We start from the raw sequence: 22165 nt of genomic DNA on the forward strand, positions 1-22165 counted from the left end.
CCGAACCCCTTGCCCACTGGGCCCCAAAAAGAAATTCAGCGAGGAGCGAACCGCGTGACCGCCGATACGTCCGTGCCGTCCACTGCGCTGCTGACCGGAGCAGACCGAGACGGTTCCAACTACACCGCGCGGCATCTCCTCGTACTCGAAGGGCTCGAAGCGGTTCGCAAGCGTCCTGGCATGTACATCGGGTCCACGGACAGCCGTGGTCTCATGCACTGCCTCTGGGAGATCATCGACAACTCCGTCGACGAGGCCCTGGGCGGCTACTGCGACCGCATCGATGTCGTCCTCCACGACGACAACTCCGTCGAGGTCAGGGACAACGGCCGCGGGATCCCGGTCGACGTCGAGCCGAAGACGGGCCTGTCCGGCGTCGAGGTCGTGATGACGAAGCTGCACGCCGGCGGAAAGTTCGGCGGCGGTTCGTACGCCGCGTCGGGCGGACTGCACGGCGTGGGCGCCTCCGTGGTCAACGCCCTCTCCGCCCGGCTCGACGTCGAGGTCGACCGGAACAGCGCGACCCACTCGATCAGCTTCCGGCGCGGAGTGCCCGGGATCTTCACCGAGCAGGGGCCGGACAGCCCGTTCGACCCGGCCAACGGTCTGATCAAGGGCAAGCGGGTGCCGAAGGCCCGCACCGGCACGAGGGTGCGCTACTGGGCCGACCGGCAGATCTTCCTCAAGGACGCCAAGCTCAGCCTGGAGACGCTTCACCAGAGGGCGCGGCAGACGGCCTTCCTCGTGCCCGGCCTCACGATCGTCGTGCGCGACGAGCGCGGTCTCGACGGCGAGGGGAAGTCGGAGGAGACCTTCCACTTCGACGGCGGGATCAGCGAATTCTGCGAGTACCTCGCCCAGGACAAGGCGGTCTGCGACGTGCTCCGCCTGTCCGGGCAGGGCACGTTCAAGGAGACCGTGCCGGTCCTGGACGAGCGCGGACACATGACGGCGACCGAGGTCACCCGTGAACTCGGGGTCGACATCGCCATGCGCTGGGGCACCGGATACGACACCACCGTCAAGTCCTTCGTCAACATCATCGCCACCCCCAAGGGTGGCACGCACGTCACCGGGTTCGAACGCTCCGTGACCAAGGCCATCAACGAAGCGCTGCGGTCCGCCAAGCTGCTCCGTGTCGCCGAGGACGACATCGTCAAGGACGATGCGCTGGAGGGGCTCACCGCGGTCGTGACCGTGCGGCTGGCGGAACCGCAGTTCGAGGGCCAGACCAAGGAGGTGCTCGGCACCTCGGCGGCCAACCGGATCGTCGCCAACGTCGTGGCCAAGGAGCTCAAGGCGTTCCTCACCTCGACGAAGCGCGACGCGAAGGCACAGGCCAGGGCGGTTCTGGACAAGGCGGTGGCAGCCGCGCGCACCCGCATCGCCGCGCGTCAGCACAAGGACGCCCAGCGTCGGAAGACGGCACTGGAGTCCTCCTCGCTGCCCGCGAAGCTCGCCGACTGCCGCAGTGACGACGTCGACCGCAGCGAACTCTTCATCGTCGAGGGCGACTCCGCGCTCGGTACGGCCAAGCTCGCCCGGAACAGCGAGTTCCAGGCACTGCTGCCAATCCGGGGCAAGATCCTCAATGTGCAGAAGGCGTCCGTCTCGGACATGCTGAAGAACGCCGAGTGCGGCGCGATCATCCAGGTCATAGGAGCCGGGTCCGGACGGACCTTCGACATCGACGCCGCACGCTACGGGAAGATCGTCCTGCTGGTGGACGCCGACGTCGACGGCGCGCACATCCGCATCCTGCTGCTGACGCTGTTCCAGCGCTACATGCGGCCCATGGTCGAGGCCGGCCGGGTCTTCGCCGCCGTGCCGCCGCTGCACCGGATCGAACTCGTCCAGCCCAAGAAGGGCCAGGACAAGTACATCTACACGTACTCCGACAACGAACTGCGCCAGCGGCTGCTGGAGCTGCAGCGGAAGAACATCCGGTACAAGGACTCGATCCAGCGCTACAAGGGTCTGGGCGAGATGGACGCCGACCAACTGGCGGAGACCACGATGGACCCCCGCCACCGCACGCTGCGGCGGATCAACATCGGCGACCTGGAAGCGGCCGAGCAGGTCTTCGATCTGCTGATGGGGAACGAAGTGGCTCCGCGCAAGGAGTTCATCACCAGCTCGGCGGCCACCCTCGACCGCTCGCGCATCGACGCCTGAGCGCTGCCGTCTCCACCCGGGGCCTCCACCGTCCGGGCTCTCCACCCGTGGGTGGAGACGGCATCTCCACCCGTGATCAACCCCTGAGCCGATCCCGCGACCCGGTCGATTCCGTAGCGTCGAAGACGTCCGATCTTCCCGCATCACGGAGGCGGTCATGCCGGGGTTCGCCGATGTCCTGGCGACCATTGTCGTCGTCGCCGTCGTGGTCCGTCAGTTCTCGGCACAGCGGATCTCCGACGACGGGCGCTGTTGGGTCCTGCCGGGCGTCCTCCTCGTCATATCGCTGCGGGAGCCCGGACTCGTCGGTCCGCATCACGCGGCGTCGGCCGTGGTGTTCCTGTGCGCGGAACTGGCAGTGGCGCTGATGACCGGTGCCGCCTGGGGCTGGACTTGCCGCCTGTGGCGTGGTGCGGACGGCTCGTCGTGGGCCAAGGGCGGCGGGGCGACCGTCTTCGTCCGGGCATGCGGACTGGCACTGAGGGCGTCCCTGTACGGGGCTGCCACGCTGGTGGGCATACGGCAGAACAGTTCCGCACTGCTGTTGGCTCTCTCCGTGACCCTGGCGGCGCGCGGCGGTGTGCTGATGTGGCGGGCGACGTTCGCGGACGACGACTCGCTCTTCCCCGCGCTGCGGGCGGGGGCCCGGGGCTATCTCACCAAGGACGCCGGGGGCGAGGAGATCGTGCGGGCCATCCAGGCGGTGCTGTCGGGGGAGGCCGGACTCTCGCCGTCCGTGCAGCGGCGGCTGCTGGAACACGTCTCCACACAGCCACCTCCGCCCGAGGCGTCTCCCGATCCGCAACTGCCCGACGGCATGACACCGCGTGAGGTGGAGGTGCTGGTCCTGATCGCCGATGGGCTGTCCAACCCGGAGATCGCACGCAGACTGCACATCTCGCAGGCCACGGTGAAGAGTCACATCAACAACCTCTTCGCCAAGGCCGGGGTGCGTGACCGTGCACAGGCCGTTCGCTATGCGTACGTTCGGGGCTTCGCGCGGCCATCCGGGCCGGTGTTCACCTGATCAGGTGAACACCGGCGAATGAACTGCCCGAGATCTTCCCAATCCGCCCATTGTTGGGTACGCGGCCGAAGTGGTCCGTGGACAAGGGGAGTTGTTCGGTGGAGAAGGAAGCAGGGCCTGACGCCGCGGCGGTGCGGCTCGACGACCCGTGGTACGACGCGCTTGCCTCCGGCTGGGGCGAGCTGGACGGGGCGGGGAGGTTCGCACCCGCGGGGCCACCCGGTCCTGCTGCCCCGCACCGCGGCAACAGGGCGGCCGAGATCTATCTGGAGGTGCAGCGCAGCGAAGCCTTCCAGGAGGTGCGCCGCCGGTACAGGCGCTTCGTCCTCCCCGCGACACTCGCCTTCCTCACCTGGTACCTCGCCTATGTCGTGGTCGCGATCACCGAGCCCGGGCTGATGTCCCGTCCGGTGGCCGGGGCGGTCAATGTCGCGATGGTCGCGGGTCTCGGGCAGTTTCTGACGACGTTCCTCCTCACCTGGGCGTACGTACGACACGCACGGCTGCGCAGGGACCGCGCCGCGCTCGAACTGCGCTGGGAGACACAGGAGATGACACGGGAGGCGGGCCGTTGAGCGGGAACCACCAGACGCTGGCGCTCGTGCTCTTCAGCGTCTTCATCGTGGTGACGCTCGCCATCACCACCTGGGTGAGCCGCAACCGGCACGGCTCGGCCGAGGAGTTCTACGCGGGCGGCCGGCTGTTCTCCCCGATGGAGAACGGTTTCGCCATCGCGGGCGACTACATGTCCGCGGCGTCCTTCCTCGGCATCTCCGGTCTGATCGCCCTCTTCGGCTACGACGGCATGCTCTACTCGGTCGGATTCTTCGTCGCCTGGCTCGTGGTTCTGCTGTTGATCGCCGAACTGGTCCGCAACTGCGGCCGGTTCACGCTCGCCGACGTGGTGGCGGCGCGCATGGCGGAGCGCCCGGTGCGGATCGCCGCGGGCATGTCGTCCGTCACCGTCTCCCTGCTCTATCTGGTGGCTCAGATGGTCGGCGCGGGCAGCCTCGTCGCCCTGCTCCTCGGAGGTACGAGCGGTGACGCCCGGTCCTGGACCGTCATCGGTGTCGGAGCGCTCATGGTGATCTACGTTTCCTTCGGCGGAATGCGTGCCACCACGTGGATCCAGATCGTCAAGGCCGTGCTGCTGATGGCGGGAGCGGTCGTGCTCACCGTTCTCGTCCTGGTCCGCTTCCACGGCGATATCAACGCACTGCTCGACTCCGCGGCCCGGCGCAGCGGACACGGAAGCAGTTTCCTCTCGCCCGGTCTCCTGTACGGCGGAACCTGGACGGCGCGCGTCGACTTCATCAGCCTGGGCCTGGCTCTGGTGCTCGGTACGGCGGGCCTGCCGCACATCCTGTCGCGGTTCTACACCGTGCCCACCGCCCGCGCGGCCCGGAGGTCGGTCGTCTGGTCGATCGGGCTCATCGGCGGCTTCTACTTGATGACCATCGCGCTCGGCTTCGGGGCCGCGGCACTGGTCGGGCCGGCCGACGTGCGGGCGTCGAACGCCGCGGGGAACACGGCGGTGCCGCTGCTGGCCCTGGTCCTCGGCGGCGGCGAGGGTTCCACCGCGGGAACGATCCTGTTCGCCGTGGTGGCGGCCGTCGCCTTCGCGACCATCCTCGCCGTCGTCGCGGGGATCACCCTCGCGTCCTCCGCCTCCGTCGCCCACGACCTCTACGCCTCGCTCAGGACTCCCGGTTCCAAGCAGTACAGCGAGGTCACCGTGGCCCGGGTCGCCGCGGCCGGGATCGGGCTGGCGGCCATCGGGCTCGGTCTGGTCGCGCAGAACCTGAATGTGGCGTTCCTGGTCGGGCTGGCCTTCGCCGTGGCTGCCTCGGCCAACCTCCCGGCGTTGCTCTACTCCCTGTTCTGGCGGCGTTTCACCACGAGGGGAGCGGTCTGGTCGATCTACGGAGGGCTGATACCCGCAGTCCTCCTCGTGGTGTTCTCACCGGTCGTCTCCGGTAGCCCGGCCTCGTTCTTCCCCGGGGTCGACTTCCACTTCTTCCCCTTGGAGAACCCCGGTCTGGTCTCCATCCCACTGGGATTCCTGGCCGGTTGGGCCGGAACGGTGACCTCCGCCGAGCCATCCGATGCCGCCAAGCACGCGGAGACCGAGGTCCGCGCGCTCACCGGCGCCGGAGCGGTGTAGCCGCCGGCCACATCGCGGGCCTCCGGCGCCGCGCGACCCGTGGGGGCCTCCGGCCGTCGTTCACCCCGGTCGGGCCTTCGCCGGTCGGTCGTCGTTCAGCACGGCGGCCGATCGCCGGTCAGCGCTCGGCGGAGGGGAGCGGCTGCGGGGGACGCGGGCCGTCGTACTGCCCGCTGGGCCGTATGCGCAACGGCCGTTCCCCGTACTCCTCCAGCGCGTGCGCGATCCAGCCCGCTGTGCGCGACACGGCGAACGCTGTCTCGCCCGCCTCCGCGGACATGCCGCAGGAGACCGAGAGCACGGCCAGCGCCAGGTCGACGTTGGCGTGCAGGGGTGCGTGGCGGGCGGCCGTGGCGACCACGTCGTGCGCGGCGGCGAGTGCGGGAGCGGCCTCGGGGACGTCCGCGAGCAGGGCGAACAGCGTTTGTGCCCGCGGGTCCTCGGAGGCGTAGAGCCGATGACCGAGTCCCGGCACTCCGTGGCCGGTGCGCAGCTGGTCCGCGACCACCGGGACGGCGCTGCCCCGTTCCAGGACCTCCGTCAGCATCCGGTGCGCCAGACCGCTCGCCGCCCCGTGAAGCGGGCCCTCCAGCACCCCGAGGCCCGCGGAGACCACCGCGTACGGATGGGCGTGGGCGGACGCGGCCATCCTGGCGGCCAGCGTAGAGGCCGCGAGATCGTGGTCGATCAGCAGGGCGAGCGCGGCGTCCAGCACGGCGACCGACGGCCCGTCCGCCGGGCGCGCGGTGAGTTTCGGCCACAACAGCCGGGCGAGCCCGTCCTCCTTGCCCGATGTCCCTTCCTCCTCGCCGGAGGTCCGTCCCGAGTCGTCGGCGGTCGAAGGAACGCCGGACACCGCGGGCAACGCGCGGACCAGCGTCGGGATCAGGCTCCGCGCACCGGCGATCACCGCCTCGCGCGAGAGGTCGAAGCGGAGCGGATCGGCCGTCGCCGCGGCGACGACGGCCACCCGCAACCGGTCCGTCGAACCGCTGTGGGCGGGCAGCGCGCCGACCGCCCGGCGCGCCGCCGCCAGTGCCTCGGCGGGCGCCGCGAAACGGATCCCCGGCCGCAGGACACCGGTCCAGAGCCACTCGGCGACCTCTTCGTAGGAGTGGCGCAGCGCCAGTTCCGTGGCGTCGACGCCACGGAAGTAGTAGCGGTCGCTCTCGATCAGCGTGATGCCGGTGCGGAATACCAGGTCACCGGCGCCGGCCACGGAGGACTCGCGGCGGCCCGAGCGCCGGGCCAGGGCGTCCACCTCCGCGGCGTCGAACGTGCTGCCGCGTCCGCCGGGGGCACGTCTGCTGCTCAGCTGGCCCCGGCTGACGTACGCGTACACCGTCTCGGGCTTCACCCCGAGACGGTCGGCCGTCTCCTTCGTGCTGAGCCGCCGTGCTGCCGCCGTGTCCGGGGCGTCTTCCCGGACTGCCTGATCCTTCATGTCATCAACCGTATACATATTGATTCAATCAACGTTGACAGGATTGAAGTCAATCATGAATGGTCGAATCAATATCGATGGTTCGGCGGTACGCCCATGGAGGAAACGATGCAGACCACGACCGGCGGAAGGCCGCTCGACGTACCCCGGGGCCTCGCGGGTGTCGTCGTCACGGACACGGCTCTCGGCGATGTCCGGGGCGGCGAGGGCTTCTACCACTACCGGCAGTACTCGGCGATCGAGCTGGCGCGCACCCGCAGCTTCGAGGACGTCTGGCACCTGATGTTCGAGGGCGACCTGCCCGATGCCGCGGCCCGGGACGGTTTCACCGCCCGGACCGCCGCGCTGCGACGACTGCCCGCGGAGGTGCGCGAGGCCCTGCCCGCCATAGCCCGGGCGGGATCCGTATCCGGCCCGCTGGCCGGTCTGCGCACCGCCCTGTCCCTCCTCGGCGCCTCGGCGCACTTCCGGCCGGTGTACGACATCGACGCCGACCGGCGTCGCGACGACGCCCTGGCCGCCTGCGCCGCCGTTCCGACCGTGCTCACCGCCCTGCACCGGCTCGGCCGCGGCCTCGAACCGGTCGAGCCCCGCGACGATCTGCCGTACGCGGCCAACTACCTGTACATGCTCGACGGTTCCGTGCCGGACGCCGCACGCGTCAGGGCCGTGGAGCAGTACCTGATCTCCACGATCGACCACGGCTTCAACGCCTCCACCTTCACGGGCCGGGTCGTCGCCTCCACCGGCGCCGATGCCGCCGCCTGCCTGGTGGCGGCCGTCGGCGCGCTCTCCGGGCCGCTGCACGGCGGGGCACCCAGCCGCGCCCTGGACACCCTGGACGCCATCGGGACCCCCGACCGCATCGACGGCTGGATCCGCGAACGGGTGCTCGCGGGGGAGCGGATCATGGGCTTCGGCCATCCCGTCTACCGCACCGAGGACCCCCGTTCCCGCATGCTCCGTACCATCGCCCGGAGCTTCGGCGGCCCGCTCGTCGATCTCGCCGTCGAGGTCGAGCGGCAGGTCGAGGCGATCCTCGCCGAGCTCAAGCCGGGCCGCGAGCTCCACACCAACGTGGAGTTCTACGCCGGGGTCGTCATGGAGCTGTGCGGGCTGCCGCGCGAGATGTTCACCCCGACGTTCTGTGCGGCGCGGGTGATCGGCTGGAGCGCCAATATCCTGGAGCAGGCGGAGGACACGAAGATCATCCGCCCGGCGGCCCGTTACGTCGGCACACCGCCGCCGCAGCCGGTCCCGGCGCCCTGACGACCCGGAGGAAGGTCCCCGTTGAACCCCCCGTCCCCGCCCCGCACGCAGCAGATTCCGGTCATCGTCCTCGCGGGGTTCTTGGGGTCGGGCAAGACGACACTGCTCAACCACCTCCTGCGCAACCGTGCGGGCAACCGGATCGGCGTGATCGTCAACGACTTCGGTTCGATCGAGATCGACGCCATGACGGTTTCGGGACAGGTCGGTTCGACGGTCTCGCTCGGCAACGGCTGCCTGTGCTGCGCGGTCGACGCGAGCGAACTCGACTCCTTTCTGGAGACGCTGACCCGGCCCTCGGCCCGGCTCGACGTGATCGTCATCGAGGCCAGCGGACTGGCGGAACCGCGGGAGCTCGTCCGCATGCTCCTGGCCAGCGAGAATCCGCGCGTCATGTACGGCGGTCTGGTGGAGGTCGTGGATGCGGCGGAGTTCGCCGCCACCCGGCGCCGCCACCCGGAGATCGACCGCCATCTCGCCGTCGCCGATCTCGTCGTCCTCAACAAGACCGACCGGGTCGGGGACGACGAACTGGCCCGCATCCGTGAGGCCGTCGCCACGGCCGGCGCCCCGGGCAGCGACGGATCCGCAGCGGGCACCGGCGGGTCCCCGGGCGGCGGCGCGGGTGCCGTCATCTGCGCCACGTACGGACGCGTCGATCCCGAGCTGCTCTTCGACCCCTCCTTGCGCCCGGACGGCGAGGAGAAGGCGCGCCAGCTCACCTTCGAGGACCTGCTGCTGGCGGAGCGGGCCGAGGCGGAGGCCGACGCCGGGCACGAGCACCATCTGCATGCCGCGTACGAGAGCGTGTCCTTCACCGCGGACGTGCCCATGAACCCGCGCAGGCTGCTGGACTTCCTCGACTCCCGGCCGCAGGGGCTCTACCGGATCAAGGGATTCGTCGACTTCGGCGCGGGCGATCGCGCCAACAAGTACGTGCTGCACGCGGTCGGGCGGTTCCTGCGGTTCGAGCCGCAGCCGTGGGCACGCGACGAACCACGCCTCACCCGACTCGTGCTGATCGGCTCGGGCATCGATGCGGAGGCCCTGCACAAGGAGCTGACCGACTGCCGCGAGACGGACACGTGGACCCGGGACACACCGCCGGCCGGCCCACCGGACTCCGGCACCTCGATTCCGGGCGCCTCGATCCCTGACGTGCCGGACGCGCCGGGCCCGGACACGGCGCAGGACGCCGCACATGACCGAAGCATGTGGGGCGTCCTGCGGTACGTGCGACGGCCCGACGAGGACGGCTGGTGACGGAAGGGGCACGAGCCCCGTCGTCGCACCGCCGTCGCCGGGCCTGACGAGGGGGCTACACCGGTCCCGCGACCGACGCGACCGGCTTGGCCAGCGGCGCACCCGAACCGTCGCGCCGGGGGTCCGGCGCCGGCAGCTCGGCGGGCGCGCCGTTCTTCTGGGCGGCCCTCGCGGGCGCGGGGCCCGCCCAGGCGAAGACCAGGGCGTCCTCCCCCTTGAGGAACCGCTGACAGCGCACCCCGCCGGTGGCCCGGCCCTTGCGCGGGTACTGGTCGAACGGGGTGAGCTTGCACGTCAGCAGCGAGTCGTCCAGCATGCCCTGCGAACCCGCCACCGTGAACACCATCGCGTCCGCGGCCGGATCCACCGCCGTGAACGAGATCACCGAGACGCCCGCCGCGAGCTTGATGCCCGCCATGCCGCCTGCGGGCCTGCCCTGCGGTCGCACCTGCGCCGCCGGGTAGCGCAGCAACTGCGCGTCGGACGTGATGAAGACCAGGTCCTCCTCGGCCGTGCGCAGTTCGGCCGCGCCGACGATCCGGTCACCCTCCTTGAGGGCGATGACCTCCAGCTCGTCCTTGTTGACCGGGTAGTCCGGCACCACCCGCTTGACGATGCCCTGCAGGGTGCCGAGCGCCAGACCGGGGGACGTCTCGTCCAGCGTGGTCAGACAGACGACCTCCTCGTCGCTCCCCAGCGTGAGGAACTCCGAGACCATCGCCCCGCCGGAAAGATTGGGCGCCGCGTGCGTGTCCGGCAGCTGCGGCAGATCGATGACCGCGAGCCGCAGCAGCCGTCCCGTCGATGTCACCACCCCGATGTCGCCCCGGGCGGTCGCGGGCACCGCGGACACGATCACGTCGTGCTTGGCCCGCTTGGCGTCCTCGGCGAAGACGATCGGGTCGTCGTTGGCGGTACGCGCCAGCAGACCGGTCGACGACAGCAGCACCCGGCACGGGTCGTCCGCGACCTGCAGCGGCACCGAGGCGACCTGCGTACCGGCCGACTCCAGCAGCACCGTGCGCCGCTCGGTACCGAACTTCTTGGCGACCGCGGCCAGTTCCGACGAGACGAGCTTGCGCAACGCGGCGTCCGACTCGAGGATCGTGGTCAGCTCGTCGATCTCCTTGTTGAGCCGGTCCCGCTCGCTCTCCAGCTCGATCCGGTCGAACTTGGTCAGTCGGCGCAGCGGCGTGTCCAGGATGTACTGCGTCTGGATCTCGCTCAGCGAGAAGCGCTCGATGAGCCGTGCCTTGGCCTGCGCCGAATTGTCGCTGGACCGGATGAGCCGGATGACCTCGTCGATGTCGAGCAGCGCGACGAGCAGGCCCTCGACCAGGTGGAGACGGTCGCGGCGCTTGCCGCGCCGGAACTCGCTGCGCCGGCGCACCACGTCGAAGCGGTGGTCGAGGTAGACCTCCAGCAATTCCTTCAGGCCGAGCGTGAGCGGCTGCCCGTCGACCAGCGCCACGTTGTTGATCCCGAAGGAGTCCTCCATCGGGGTCAGCTTGTAGAGCTGCTCCAGCACCGCCTCGGGTACGAAGCCGTTCTTCACCTCGATGACCAGGCGCAGACCGTGCTCGCGGTCGGTCAGGTCCTTCACGTCCGCGATGCCCTGGAGCTTCTTCGCCGAGACCAGGTCCTTGATCTTGGCGATCACCTTCTCCGGGCCGACGGCGAAGGGCAGTTCGGTGACGACGATGCCCTTGCGGCGCGGCGTCACGTTCTCCACGGACACCGTCGCACGGATCTTGAACGTCCCGCGCCCGCCGGCGTACGCGTCCTTGATGCCGCCCAGGCCCACGATCCGGCCGCCGGTCGGCAGGTCGGGACCGGGGATGAACCGCATCAGCGTCTCCAGGTCCGCGCCCGGATGCTTGATGAGGTGGCGGGCGGCGGCGACGACCTCGCCCAGGTTGTGCGGAGGCATGTTGGTCGCCATGCCGACCGCGATCCCGGACGCCCCGTTGACCAGGAGGTTCGGGTACGCGGCCGGGAGGACGGAGGGCTCCTGCTCCTGGCCGTCGTAGTTCGCCTGGAAGGCGACGGTGTCCTCGTCGATCGACTCCGTCATCAACGACGTCGCGTCGGCCATCCGGCACTCGGTGTACCGCATGGCGGCCGGCGGGTCGTCGTTCCCGAGCGAACCGAAGTTGCCGTGGCCGTCGACCAGGGGGAGACGCATGGAGAACGGCTGCGCCAGCCGGACCAGCGCGTCGTAGATCGACGCGTCGCCGTGCGGGTGCAGCTTGCCCATGACCTCGCCCACGACCCGCGCGCACTTCACGAAGCCGCGGTCGGGGCGCAAGCCCATCTCGTTCATCTGGTAGACGATGCGTCGGTGCACCGGCTTCAGACCGTCACGGGCGTCGGGCAGGGCCCGTGAGTAGATCACCGAGTACGCGTACTCGAGGAAGGAGCCCTGCATTTCGTCGACGACGTCGATGTCGAGGATGTTCTCCTCGAAGTCGTCCGGCGGCGGGGTCTTCGTGCTGCGGCGGGCCATCGCTGCTGCGACTCCTTCACGGATTCTGTTCGGGCAACCTCAGGTTCTGACGCGGACCATTGTGGACCTCCGCACCGACAATGCCGACCTCGCCCCGTCCCAACCGGCCCTCTCGACTCCGCCGGGAAGGGCCCCGGAGCGGTGAAAGAGGCGCGTGCGCCGGGTGGTGCGCCCCTCTTTCACGCGAACTTCCGCGGTATGGGAACTTCGCCAGGTGTCGGTCCGCTTGCTTACAGTGGCAGGTCACGCAGAAAAACCAGTATCGCGATCGAAGGGACGTACATGCCCATGGGTCACACGGCCACAGCCCAGGCCGGTTCCGGCGGCTTGACAGCGACCGAGCACCGCCTGGCCAACGGCCTGCGCGTGGTGCTCTCCGAGGACCATCTGACCCCGGTCGCCGCGGTCTGCCTCTGGTACGACGTCGGATCGCGCCACGAGGTCGAGGGACGCACCGGTCTGGCTCACCTCTTCGAGCACCTGATGTTCCAGGGCTCCGGCCAGGTGAAGGGGAACGGACACTTCGAGCTGGTGCAGGGCGCCGGCGGTTCGCTCAACGGGACCACCAGCTTCGAGCGCACCAACTACTTCGAGACGATGCCCGCGCACCAGCTGGAGCTGGCCCTCTGGCTGGAGGCGGACCGGATGGGCTCGCTCCTCGCCGCGCTCGACGAGGAGTCGATGGAGAACCAGCGCGACGTCGTCAAGAACGAGCGCCGCCAGCGCTACGACAACGTCCCCTACGGCACGGCGTTCGAGCGGCTGACGGCGCTCGCCTACCCCGAGGGACACCCGTACCACCACACCCCGATCGGCTCGATGGCGGACCTGGACGCCGCGACGCTGGAGGACGCGCGCACCTTCTTCCGTACGTACTACGCGCCGAACAACGCGGTGCTGTCGGTCGTCGGCGACATCGACCCCGAGCAGACGCTCGCCTGGATCGAGAAGTACTTCGGCTCCATCCCCTCCCACGACGGGAAGCGGCCCCCGCGCGACGGCACGCTGCCCGACGTCATCGGCGAGCAGCTGCGCGAGGAGGTGCGCGAGGAGGTCCCGGCGCGGGCGCTGATGGCCGCCTACCGGCTCCCGCACGACGGCACCCGCGAGTGCGACGCGGCGGACCTCGCGCTGACCGTGCTCGGTGGCGGGGAGTCGTCGCGGCTGCACAACCGCCTGGTCCGCCGTGACCGGACGGCCGTGGCCGCCGGATTCGGGCTGCTGCGGCTGGCGGGCGCCCCGTCGCTCGGCTGGCTGGACGTCAAGACCTCCGGTGGTGTCGAGGTGCCGCGGATCGAGGCGGCGGTCGACGAGGAGCTGGCCCGGTTCGCCGCCGAGGGTCCGACGCCCGAGGAAATGGAGCGCGCCCAGGCCCAGTTGGAGCGCGAGTGGCTGGACCGGCTCGGTACGGTCGCGGGCCGCGCCGACGAACTGTGCCGGTTCGCCGTGCTGTTCGGCGACCCCCAGCTCGCCCTGACCGCGGTGCAGCGGGTTCTGGACGTGACGGCGGAGGAGGTCCAGGCGGTCGCCAAGGCCCGGCTGCGGCCCGACAACCGGGCGGTGCTGGCCTACGAACCGGTCGAACCGGCCGATTCCGCGGATACCGACGAGACCGACGCCGACGACACCGACGCGCACGAAGGAGCGGACAAGTGACCGACGCCGCCGCGACTGGAGTTTCGATGCAGTTCCACCCCCAGCCGGCCCCCGGCGTCGCACGCCCCTGGGCTTTCCCCGCGCCGGAGCGCGGTTCGCTGCCCAACGGCCTGACGGTGCTGCGCTGCCACCGCCCCGGCCAGCAGGTGGTGGCGGTCGAGATCGTCCTCGACGCCCCCCTGGACGCCGAGCCGGAGGGCCTGGACGGCGTGGCCACGATCATGGCGCGGGCCCTGTCCGAGGGCACCGACAAGCACACCGCCGAGGAGTTCGCCGCCGAGCTGGAGCGCTGCGGTGCCACGCTCGACGCGCACGCCGACCACCCCGGCCTCCGGGTCTCCCTGGAGGTCCCGGCCTCCCGGCTGGCCAAGGCGCTCGGACTGGTCGCCGAGGCGCTGCGGGCCCCCGCCTTCGCCGAGAGCGAGATCGAACGGCTGGTGCGCAACCGGCTCGACGAGATCCCGCACGAGCAGGCCAACCCGGCGCGCCGCGCCGCCAAGCAGCTCTCCAAGGAGCTCTTCCCGGCCGCGTCGCGGATGTCCCGGCCGCGCCAGGGCACCGAGGAGACGGTGGAACGGATCGACGCGGGGGCGGTGCGCGCCTTCTTCGAGGCCCATGTCCGGCCGTCCGCGGCGACCGTCGTGGTCGTCGGCGACCTGACCGGCATCGACCTGGAGGCCCTGCTCGCCGAGACGCTCGGCGACTGGTCGGGCGACACCGTCGAGCCTCGCCCCGCCCCGCCGATCACCGCCGACGACACCGGCCGGGTGGTCATCGTGGACCGTCCGGGCGCGGTGCAGACGCAGCTGCTGATCGGCCGGATCGGACCGGACCGGCACGACAGCGTGTGGCCCGCCCAGGTGCTCGGCACGTACTGCTTGGGCGGCACGCTCACCTCCCGGCTGGACCGGGTGCTGCGCGAGGAGAAGGGCTACACCTACGGTGTCCGCGCCTTCGCGCAGGTGCTGCGGTCGTCGGCCGCGGACTCGGTCACGGGCGCGACCGGCGCCGCCATGCTCGCGATCAGCGGATCGGTGGACACGGAGTCGACCGGACCGGCGCTGGAGGATCTGTGGACGGTCCTGCGGACGCTCGCGGCCGAGGGGCTCACCGACGAGGAGCGCGAGACCGCGGTGCAGAACCTCGTGGGCGTCGCGCCGCTGAAGTTCGAGACGGCTGCCTCCGTGGCGGGCACGCTGGCCGACCAGGTCGAGCAGCGCCTCCCGGACGACTTCCAGGCCCACCTGTACGCCCGGCTCGCGGAGGCCGGCACGGTCGAGGCGACCGCGGCCGTGGTCAGCGCCTTCCCGGGCGACCGTCTGGTGACGATCCTCGTCGGCGACGCGTCCCGGATCGAGGAGCCGGTCCGGGCGCTGGGCATCGGTGAGGTGTCGGTGGTCGCCGGCTGAGCGGTGTGCCGTCACGGTCCCGGCGGCCTTCCCGGGCGAAGACGCCGGGGACCGTCCGGACCTCTGGCGTCCCGGCCCCGCCGGTCCGACGGCCGGGCGTCCGGTGCCCCGTTCCCGTACGGGGCAGGTGTCGGAGGACAGCCGCAGACCGGGCCGTTCCGGGTGCCGAACGGGTGCGGCCCGACCGGCCCGGCCGGTCCGACGGCCGGGCGCGCGGGCGTCGAAGGCCCCTGTGAGCGATGTCTCGCCGGGGTCTTCCCCATGTGCGGTTCCGGTCGCCGGGTTGCCCGTACGTCCTGTGGCATGCGCTACAAAACGGCTTGTCCGTTTGGCGAACGAATGTGCTCGCGCTTAGCGTCGACCGGGCTGCCGGCCACTCGTATGTCGCGACCGCGACGCACCGGACAGCCATCGCCGAGTCCCCGCCGGGCGTGAGCCCTGGGGAGCCGGGGACCCAATGAAGTCCCTGGGGTGAATCGGAAGCCTGAGCCTCGGTGAGGCCGGGGCCTCCGTAGGAGACCTTCCTGCTCCGAACCCGTCAGCTAACCCGGTAGGCGAGAGGGAAGGAAAGGATCAGCCACTTCATGGCGTTCACCCGTGCCACCGGGAAGCATCGTGCCCCCGGCCGACTGACGCGCGGCAGCGCGAGGATCGCCGGCGTCGCGGCGCTGGCCACCACCGGCGTCATCGCAGGCGCCGCCTCCCCGGCCCTCGCCGCGGACGCCGAGACCTCCGCGGTCGGCGAGACCGGCCTGAACCAGGTCATCGCCATCCAGGACGTCATCGCCGACCGGATCGACGCCCAGGCCGACGCGCAGCAGCACCGGGCCGACCTCATCGCCGAGGCGAAGGAGGCGGCGCAGCGCAAGGCCGAGGCCGAGAAGCGTGCCCGGGCCGAGGCGAAGCGTGCCGCCGAGGCGCGGGCCGAGAAGGCGCGTGCCGCCCGCTCCGCCGAGCGCACCCGGCTGGGCCTCTTCCAGCTTCCGGTCGCCGGTTCCTACGTCACCACCGGCTACAAGTCCAGCGGTTCGCTCTGGTCCTCCGGCAGCCACTCGGGCATCGACTTCCACGCCGCGTCCGGCAGCTCCGTCGTCGCAGTCGGAGCCGGTACGGTCGTCGAGGCCGGCTGGGGCGGTGCGTACGGCAACAACATCGTGCTGCGCATGACGGACGGCACGTACACGCAGTACGGGCACCTCTCGTCGATCGGTGTCCGTGTCGGCCAGAGCGTCGGCGCGGGCCAGCAGATCGGCCTCTCCGGCTCGACCGGCAACTCCACCGGACCGCACCTCCACTTCGAGGCCCGGACCACGCCCTCCTACGGATCCGACATGGACCCCGTCGCGTATCTGCGTGCCCACGGCGTCTCCCTCTGACCGACGGCCGACCCGCGAACCGCCTCCCGAAGGCCCCGGCAGCACGCCGGGGCCTTCTGCATGTCCGGGTCGCCCCGTCAGCCGGACCCGTCCCTTGCGCGACCGTCCCGGATCCCGGGAAGAGGCGCCCGGGGCCGGGAAGGAATCCCGGGGCCGGAAGACGAAGGAGCCGCGGTGCCGGTGGGCGGCACCGCGGCTCCTTCGCGGGAATCGGTCCCGTGCCGAACCCCGGAAGTCCCGGAAGCGGGAATCCCGGAGATCCGGAACGTGGCTCAGACGGTCTCCGGGAGTTCGTCGAGCCCCTCCGCGACCAGCTTCGCCAGGCGGTCCAGGGCGGCCTCGGCGTCGTCCGCCTCGGACGCGAGCACGATCTCCTCGCCGCCCTGCGCGCCGAGCCCGAGCACCGCGAGCATGGAGGCGGCGTTCACCGGGGTGCCGTCGGCCTTGGAGATCGTCACGGGGATGCCGGACGCCGTGGCGGCGCGGACGAATATGGAAGCGGGGCGGGCGTGCAGGCCCTCGGCCCAGCCGACGTTGACGCGGCGCTCAGCCATGGTTCTGCCCTTCATGAATCAATAGTTGTCTAGACCACTCTCTCATGCGGTGCGCGGTGCTCCGGCCGACCCGCGAACACCCACGAGCGGTGCCGCAACGCCGTTCGGCCCCCCTCAGACTGCCCCGGGCCCGGCGGCTACGCGAGTGGTGGACGAGCCTTAGTCTGTGCCCATGCAGTCCTCGACGGAGCAGAGTCCGCGTCACGTCTATCCCGACCACTGGGAAGCGGACGTGGTCCTCCGTGACGGAGGCACCGCGCGGATCAGGCCCATCACCACGGACGACGCCGAACGCCTGGTCAGTTTCTACGAGCAGGTCTCCGACGAGTCGAAGTACTACCGCTTCTTCGCCCCGTACCCCCGGCTGTCCGCCAGGGACGTGCACCGCTTCACCCATCACGATTACGTCGACCGGGTGGGGCTCGCGGTCACGGTCGGCGGCGAGTTCATCGCGACCGTCCGCTACGACCGGATCGACGGACGGGGCAGGCCCGCCTCCGCGCCCGCGGACGAGGCGGAGGTCGCCTTCCTGGTCCAGGACGCGCACCAGGGCCGGGGAGTGGCGTCGGCACTGCTGGAGCACATCGCCGCGGTGGCCCGCGAGCGCGGCATCCGCCGCTTCGTCGCCGAGGTGCTCCCCGCCAACACCAAAATGATCAAGGTGTTCCGGGACGCCGGCTACACCCAGCAGCGGAGCTTCGAGGAAGGCTCCGTCCACCTCACCCTGGACCTCGAACCGACGGCCGAGTCCCTCGCCGTCCAGCGCGGCCGTGAGCAGCGGGCCGAGGCGCGCTCCGTGCAACGGCTGCTCGCCCCCGGGTCCGTGGCCGTCATCGGTGTCGGCCGGACGCCCGGCGGTGTCGGCCGCACGGTCCTGCGTAACCTCCTCGCGGCCGGATTCACCGGCCGTACGTATGCCGTGAATCGTTCCTTCGCCGCCGACCAGGACACCATCGACGGCGTCCCCGCCCACCGCCGCGTCGGCGAGATCGGCGAACCGGTGGACCTCGCGGTCGTCGCCGTCCCCGCCGAGCGCGTACCGGAGGCCGTGGCCGACTGCGGCGAGCACGGCGTCCAGGGTCTCGTCGTCCTCTCCGCCGGATACGCCGAGTGGGGCGCCGAGGGCAGGGACCGGCAGCGCGAACTCGTCCGCCAGGCACGCTCGTACGGGATGCGGATCATCGGCCCGAACGCCTTCGGCGTCATCAACAACGCCGAGGCCGTCCGGCTGAACGCCTCCCTCGCCCCCGAGCCGCCCAAGCGGGGCCGTATCGGTCTGTTCACCCAGTCCGGGGCGATCGGCATCGCCCTGCTCTCCCGGCTCTACCGGCAGGGTGCGGGGCTCTCCACCTTCATCTCCGCGGGCAACCGGGCCGACATCTCGGGCAACGACTTCCTGCAGTACTGGTATGAGGACCCGGACACCGACGTCGCCCTGCTGTACCTCGAATCGTTCGGCAACCCGCGCAAGTTCATGCGGCTCGCCCGGCGCACCGCGGCCGTGAAGCCCGTGGTCGTGGTGAAGGGGGCCCGGCACACCGGCGCCACCCCGCCCGGCCACGCCGTACCCGTCAGCCGGATCCCGGACGCGACGGTCTCCGCCCTCATGCGGCAGGCGGGCGTGATCCGCGTCGACACGGTGACGGAGGTCGTCGACGTGGGTCTCCTCCTCGCGGACCAGCCGCTCCCGGCGGGCCCCCGGGTCGCGATCCTCGGCAACTCCGAGTCGCTGGGCCTGCTCACCTACGACGCCTGCCTGACCGAGGGTCTGCGTCCGCGGCCGCCCCTCGACCTCACCACCGCCGCGACGCCGCAGGACTTCCGGGACGCCCTGACCGAGGCCCTCGCCGACGACGACTGCGACTCGGTGATCGTTACGGCGATCCCCTGGGTGGGCGAGGACGGCCAGGCGGAGAACGGTGGCGGAGAGGTCCTGGCGACCGCGCTCCGCGCGGCGGCGGCCACCGGCCCCGCCAAGCCCGTGGCCGTCGTCCACGTGGAGATCGGCGGGCTGGCGGAGGCCCTGGCCGTGGCCAGCGGCACGGTCGCGCCGCGCCCGGCGAAGCCGTCCTCCACGCCCAGGGAGCCCGCGGACACCCGGCCCGGGACCGCACGGCCGGCGACCACTCCGCCCGTGTCCGCCTCCGCGCCCGCCGGAGCCACGGGCACCCGGGAAGCGCCGAACGGCCAGGACGGTCAGAACGGCCGGGGCGCCCGGCCCACCCCGGCCGGACCGGGAACGGACGGACCGGGAACGGACGGCAACGGAACGGCCGGACCGGGAACGGAGGGCCGCGCGGGCCGGATCCCCGCCTACCCCGCCGCCGAACGGGCCGTACGCGCCCTGGCCGAGTCGGTGCGGTACGCGCAGTGGCGGCGGCAGGCCGCCGTACCCGGCAAGGTGCCCGAGTTCCTCGACGACACCATCGACGAGTCGGGTACCGCCGAGCTGATCGACACCCTTCTCGGCCCGGACCCCGCCCCGCGCGGCAGACAGCTCACGCCCGACGAGGCGTGCGAGCTCCTCGGCCGCTACGGCATCGCCGTACGGCCGACACTGCCCGCCCCCGACCCGGATGCCGCCGTCGCCGCCGCGGCACGGATCGGTTATCCCGTCGCGCTCAAGACCACCGCGCCCCATCTGCGTCACCGGGCCGATCTCGGCGGTGTGCGGCTGGACCTCGCGGGGGAGGACGCGCTGCGCCGCGCGTACGGCGAGCTGACCGACCTGCTCGGCAGGCCCGCCGAACTCCAGCCCGTCGTCCAGGCCATGGCGCCGCGCGGGGTCGACACCGTCGTACGGGCCTCGATCGACCCGGCGGCGGGCGCCGTTCTCTCGTTCGGGCTCGCGGGCGCGCCCTCCGAGCTCCTCGGCGACACTGTCCACCGCCTGGTTCCGGCCACCGACCGCGACGCCGCCGAGCTGATCCGGTCCATCCGGGCGGCCCCCGTGCTGTTCGGCTGGCGGGGCGCGGCACCCGTGGACACCGCGGCGCTCGAAGAACTGCTGCTGCGGGTGTCCCGGCTGGTCGACGACCACCCCGAGGTGGTCTCCGTCGCCCTGGAACCGGTCGTGGTCGCCACCCACGGGCTGGCCGTCCTCGGCGCGAGCGTCCGGCTCTCCCCGCCGCCGCCCCGCACCGACCTCGGCCCCCGCCGCCTTCCCAACTACTGACCGGACGGCCGCTGCCGGGACGTTCCCGTCGCCGAGAGGACCGGGACCGGGCCGGGGCGTTCCCGCCGCCGGCCGGGCCGGGACCCTCCCGTCCTCACCGCCCCGCCCCCACGAGAGCGCGGACCACCTTGTCCCCGGTCCGGGCCGCCGTACGACGTCCCCGGCAGTCATCCGCCCCCCGTAGGATGGTGCCCATGGCTAAGACCGGTACGACGACCCAGGGGCTGCGCGCGGCGATCGAGCGCAGTGGCTACTACCCGGCCCTCGTGGCCGAGGCGGTGGAAGCCGCCGTGGGCGGTGAGCCCGTCGCCTCGTACCTGGTCCACCAGGAGACCACCTTCGACTCCAACGAGGTGCGCCGCCACGTCACGGTCCTGGTCCTCACGGGCACTCGTTTCATCGTCAGCCACACCGACGAGCAGAACGCGGACACCACCTCCCCGTCGCCGTACGCCACCACCTCGACGGAATCGGTCAAGCTCGACCGCATCTCGTCGGTCGTGGTCAGCCGGGTCGTGGCCAACCCCGAGAAGTACGTGCCGGGCACGCTGCCCCGCGAAGTCGTCCTCACCATCGGCTGGGGTGCGGTCTCCCGCATCGATCTCGAACCGGCGGCCTGCGGCGACCCCAACTGCGAGGCCGACCACGGCTACACCGGCAACTCGACGGCCGACGACCTGAGCCTGCGGGTGAGCGAGGCCGGGGACGGCCCGGACACCGTGCGCCAGACCCTCGCCTTCGCGCAGTCCCTCTCCGAGGCCACGGCCGCGACCGCGGCGACCGGCCGCTGATGGCTCAGCCGGCCTGGCAGGACCCCGTCCTGCTCGACGTCGACACCGCTCCCGTCCCCGAGTACGGCAGCGGCTCCCTCGCCGATCTGCTGCCCACGCTCGTCGCCGGGCAGGGCGTGCCCGGTTTCACCGCCACGATCCCCGAACTCGCCCCGGCGGACCGGAACTGCGTCTTCCTGATCGACGGCCTCGGCTGGGAACAGATCGAGGCGCACCCCGACGAGGCGCCCTTCCTGCACTCGCTGCTCCCCACCTCTCGCGGCGGCACCGGCCGTCCGGTCACGGCGGGCTTCCCGGCCACCACGGCGACGTCACTGGCCTCGGTCGGCACCGGACGCCCGCCGGGGGAGCACGGCCTGCCCGGCTACACCGTGCGCGATCCGGACACCGGCGAGCTGATGAACCAGCTCCGCTGGCAGCCGTGGACCCCGCCCGCCGTCTGGCAGCCGCACCCCACCGTCTTCGCGCTCGCCGACGCCGCGGGGGTGCGCACCGCCCAGGTCTCCGCGCCGGCCTTCGAGCGGACCCCGCTCACCCAGGTCGCGCTCAGCGGCGGCACGTTCCTCGGCCGGCTGACCGGCGAGGAACGGATGGACGTCGCCGCCGAACGCCTCGCCGCGGGCGACCGGTCGCTCGTCTACACGTACTACAGCGAGGTCGACGCCAACGGCCACCGCTTCGGCGTCGACTCCGACGCCTGGCGCGGACAGCTCATGCACGTGGACGGCCTGGCCCGGCGCCTGGCCGAACAGCTCCCGCCCCGCTCGGCGCTGTACATCACCGCCGACCACGGCATGATCGACATCCCCTTCGACGAGCGGTCGCGCATCGACTTCGACGAGGACTGGGAACTGCGCGCGGGCGTCGCGCTGCTCGGCGGCGAGGGCCGGGCCCGGCACGTGTACGCCGTCCCCGGCGCCGAGAACGACGTCCTGGCCGTCTGGCGCGAAGTGCTCGGCGAGCAGTTCTGGGTGGCGAGCCGGGACGAGGCGATCGAGGCCGGATGGTTCGGCCCGACGATCGACGAACGTGTCCACGGCAGGATCGGCGACGTCGTCGCCGCGGCCCACGACGACGTGGTGATCACCGCCTCGGTCAACGAACCGCACGAGTCCGCGATGGTCGGCATGCACGGCTCGATGACCCCCACCGAGCAGCTCGTGCCCCTGCTCGAAGTACGCTCGTAGCCGCTCCCGCGCAGGGACGTCTCCGTCTCGATCCGCCCGACCGCCCCACCGCGTCCGAAAGGCCCTCAGTTCCCCATGCCCGAGCCCGTGTTCTCCTCCGGTGCGACGGACCGCGCAGGGCGCGCCGTCGTGCTCGGGCATCCGTCGCCCCGCGAACGGATCGCGCCGC

At 71.5% G+C, this 22165-nt stretch carries 15 protein-coding genes and 1 riboswitch; of the genes, 12 read left to right on the forward strand and 3 right to left on the reverse strand.

Annotation, left to right across the window (positions count from 1 at the left end; all coding sequences use genetic code 11):
• Positions 1 to 54 precede the first annotated feature (54 nt).
• The 4 genes from ACFYY6_RS25620 (at position 55) to ACFYY6_RS25635 (ending at position 5366) form a co-directional block, all read left to right on the forward strand.
• Positions 55 to 2175: a type IIA DNA topoisomerase subunit B gene (locus ACFYY6_RS25620; RefSeq protein WP_386607553.1), complete on the forward strand. Its 2121-nt coding sequence runs from the start codon at positions 55 to 57 to the stop codon at positions 2173 to 2175.
• A gap of 157 nt (positions 2176 to 2332) precedes the next feature.
• The gene (locus tag ACFYY6_RS25625) at positions 2333 to 3202 is read left to right on the forward strand and encodes a LuxR C-terminal-related transcriptional regulator (protein WP_389195337.1); all 870 of its coding nucleotides are present in this window, start codon (positions 2333 to 2335) and stop codon (positions 3200 to 3202) included.
• Positions 3203 to 3333: 131 nt separating this feature from the next.
• Complete coding sequence (locus ACFYY6_RS25630; RefSeq protein WP_351623992.1) at positions 3334 to 3777, forward strand: DUF485 domain-containing protein; 444 nt, start codon at positions 3334 to 3336, stop codon at positions 3775 to 3777.
• A complete protein-coding gene (locus ACFYY6_RS25635; RefSeq protein ID WP_386607551.1) occupies positions 3774 to 5366 on the forward strand; it encodes a cation acetate symporter in 1593 nt (530 codons plus the stop codon). Before ACFYY6_RS25630 ends, ACFYY6_RS25635 begins: the two co-directional genes overlap by 4 nt.
• 118 nt (positions 5367 to 5484) lie before the next feature.
• Here the strand turns inward: ACFYY6_RS25635 and ACFYY6_RS25640 are convergent, their stop codons facing one another.
• Positions 5485 to 6810, reverse strand: coding sequence for a citrate/2-methylcitrate synthase (locus tag ACFYY6_RS25640; RefSeq protein WP_389195340.1), 1326 nt, complete (start codon positions 6808 to 6810; stop codon positions 5485 to 5487).
• A gap of 108 nt (positions 6811 to 6918) precedes the next feature.
• On the opposite strand from ACFYY6_RS25640, the gene ACFYY6_RS25645 reads away from it, so the two are divergent.
• Positions 6919 to 8079 carry a citrate/2-methylcitrate synthase gene (locus ACFYY6_RS25645; RefSeq protein ID WP_351516307.1) on the forward strand — a complete coding sequence of 387 codons (1161 nt, stop codon included), beginning with the start codon at positions 6919 to 6921 and terminating at the stop codon, positions 8077 to 8079.
• 21 nt (positions 8080 to 8100) lie between these two features.
• Positions 8101 to 9342, forward strand: a complete 1242-nt coding sequence (locus ACFYY6_RS25650) for a GTP-binding protein (protein WP_351516308.1) — start codon at positions 8101 to 8103, stop codon at positions 9340 to 9342.
• A 55-nt stretch (positions 9343 to 9397) separates the two neighbouring features.
• Here the strand turns inward: ACFYY6_RS25650 and ACFYY6_RS25655 are convergent, their stop codons facing one another.
• Positions 9398 to 11848, reverse strand: a complete 2451-nt coding sequence (locus ACFYY6_RS25655) for a DNA topoisomerase IV subunit A (RefSeq protein WP_351623895.1) — start codon at positions 11846 to 11848, stop codon at positions 9398 to 9400.
• Between the two features lie 282 nt (positions 11849 to 12130).
• On the opposite strand from ACFYY6_RS25655, the gene ACFYY6_RS25660 reads away from it, so the two are divergent.
• The 3 genes from ACFYY6_RS25660 (at position 12131) to ACFYY6_RS25670 (ending at position 16289) form a co-directional block, all read left to right on the forward strand.
• Positions 12131 to 13504 (forward strand): pitrilysin family protein, encoded by a 1374-nt coding sequence (locus tag ACFYY6_RS25660; RefSeq protein ID WP_351516311.1) that lies wholly within the window; start codon positions 12131 to 12133, stop codon positions 13502 to 13504.
• Positions 13505 to 13530: 26 nt separating this feature from the next.
• Complete coding sequence (locus tag ACFYY6_RS25665) at positions 13531 to 14913, forward strand: M16 family metallopeptidase (RefSeq protein WP_389195386.1); 1383 nt, start codon at positions 13531 to 13533, stop codon at positions 14911 to 14913.
• A 402-nt stretch (positions 14914 to 15315) separates the two neighbouring features.
• Positions 15316 to 15485, forward strand: a riboswitch (cyclic di-AMP (ydaO/yuaA leader).
• Between the two features lie 12 nt (positions 15486 to 15497).
• Positions 15498 to 16289, forward strand: coding sequence for a M23 family metallopeptidase (locus tag ACFYY6_RS25670; RefSeq protein WP_386607549.1), 792 nt, complete (start codon positions 15498 to 15500; stop codon positions 16287 to 16289).
• A gap of 272 nt (positions 16290 to 16561) precedes the next feature.
• On the opposite strand, the gene ACFYY6_RS25675 is transcribed toward ACFYY6_RS25670, so the two are convergent.
• Complete coding sequence (locus ACFYY6_RS25675; RefSeq protein WP_073789882.1) at positions 16562 to 16843, reverse strand: HPr family phosphocarrier protein; 282 nt, start codon at positions 16841 to 16843, stop codon at positions 16562 to 16564.
• 172 nt (positions 16844 to 17015) lie between these two features.
• Here ACFYY6_RS25675 and ACFYY6_RS25680 point away from each other — a divergent pair, with 172 nt between their 5' ends.
• From ACFYY6_RS25680 to ACFYY6_RS25690, 3 genes are all read left to right on the forward strand, one after another.
• On the forward strand, positions 17016 to 20018 hold the full coding sequence (locus ACFYY6_RS25680; protein ID WP_351623891.1) for a GNAT family N-acetyltransferase: 3003 nt from the start codon (positions 17016 to 17018) through the stop codon (positions 20016 to 20018).
• A 194-nt stretch (positions 20019 to 20212) separates the two neighbouring features.
• Positions 20213 to 20809 (forward strand): DUF5998 family protein, encoded by a 597-nt coding sequence (locus tag ACFYY6_RS25685; protein ID WP_073789878.1) that lies wholly within the window; start codon positions 20213 to 20215, stop codon positions 20807 to 20809.
• Positions 20809 to 21996: a nucleotide pyrophosphatase/phosphodiesterase family protein gene (locus ACFYY6_RS25690; protein WP_351623889.1), complete on the forward strand. Its 1188-nt coding sequence runs from the start codon at positions 20809 to 20811 to the stop codon at positions 21994 to 21996. Before ACFYY6_RS25685 ends, ACFYY6_RS25690 begins: the two co-directional genes overlap by 1 nt.
• The last annotated feature ends 169 nt before the right edge of the window (positions 21997 to 22165 follow it).

This window comes from Streptomyces sp. NPDC001750, assembly GCF_042892615.1.
Lineage (GTDB): Bacteria > Actinomycetota > Actinomycetes > Streptomycetales > Streptomycetaceae > Streptomyces.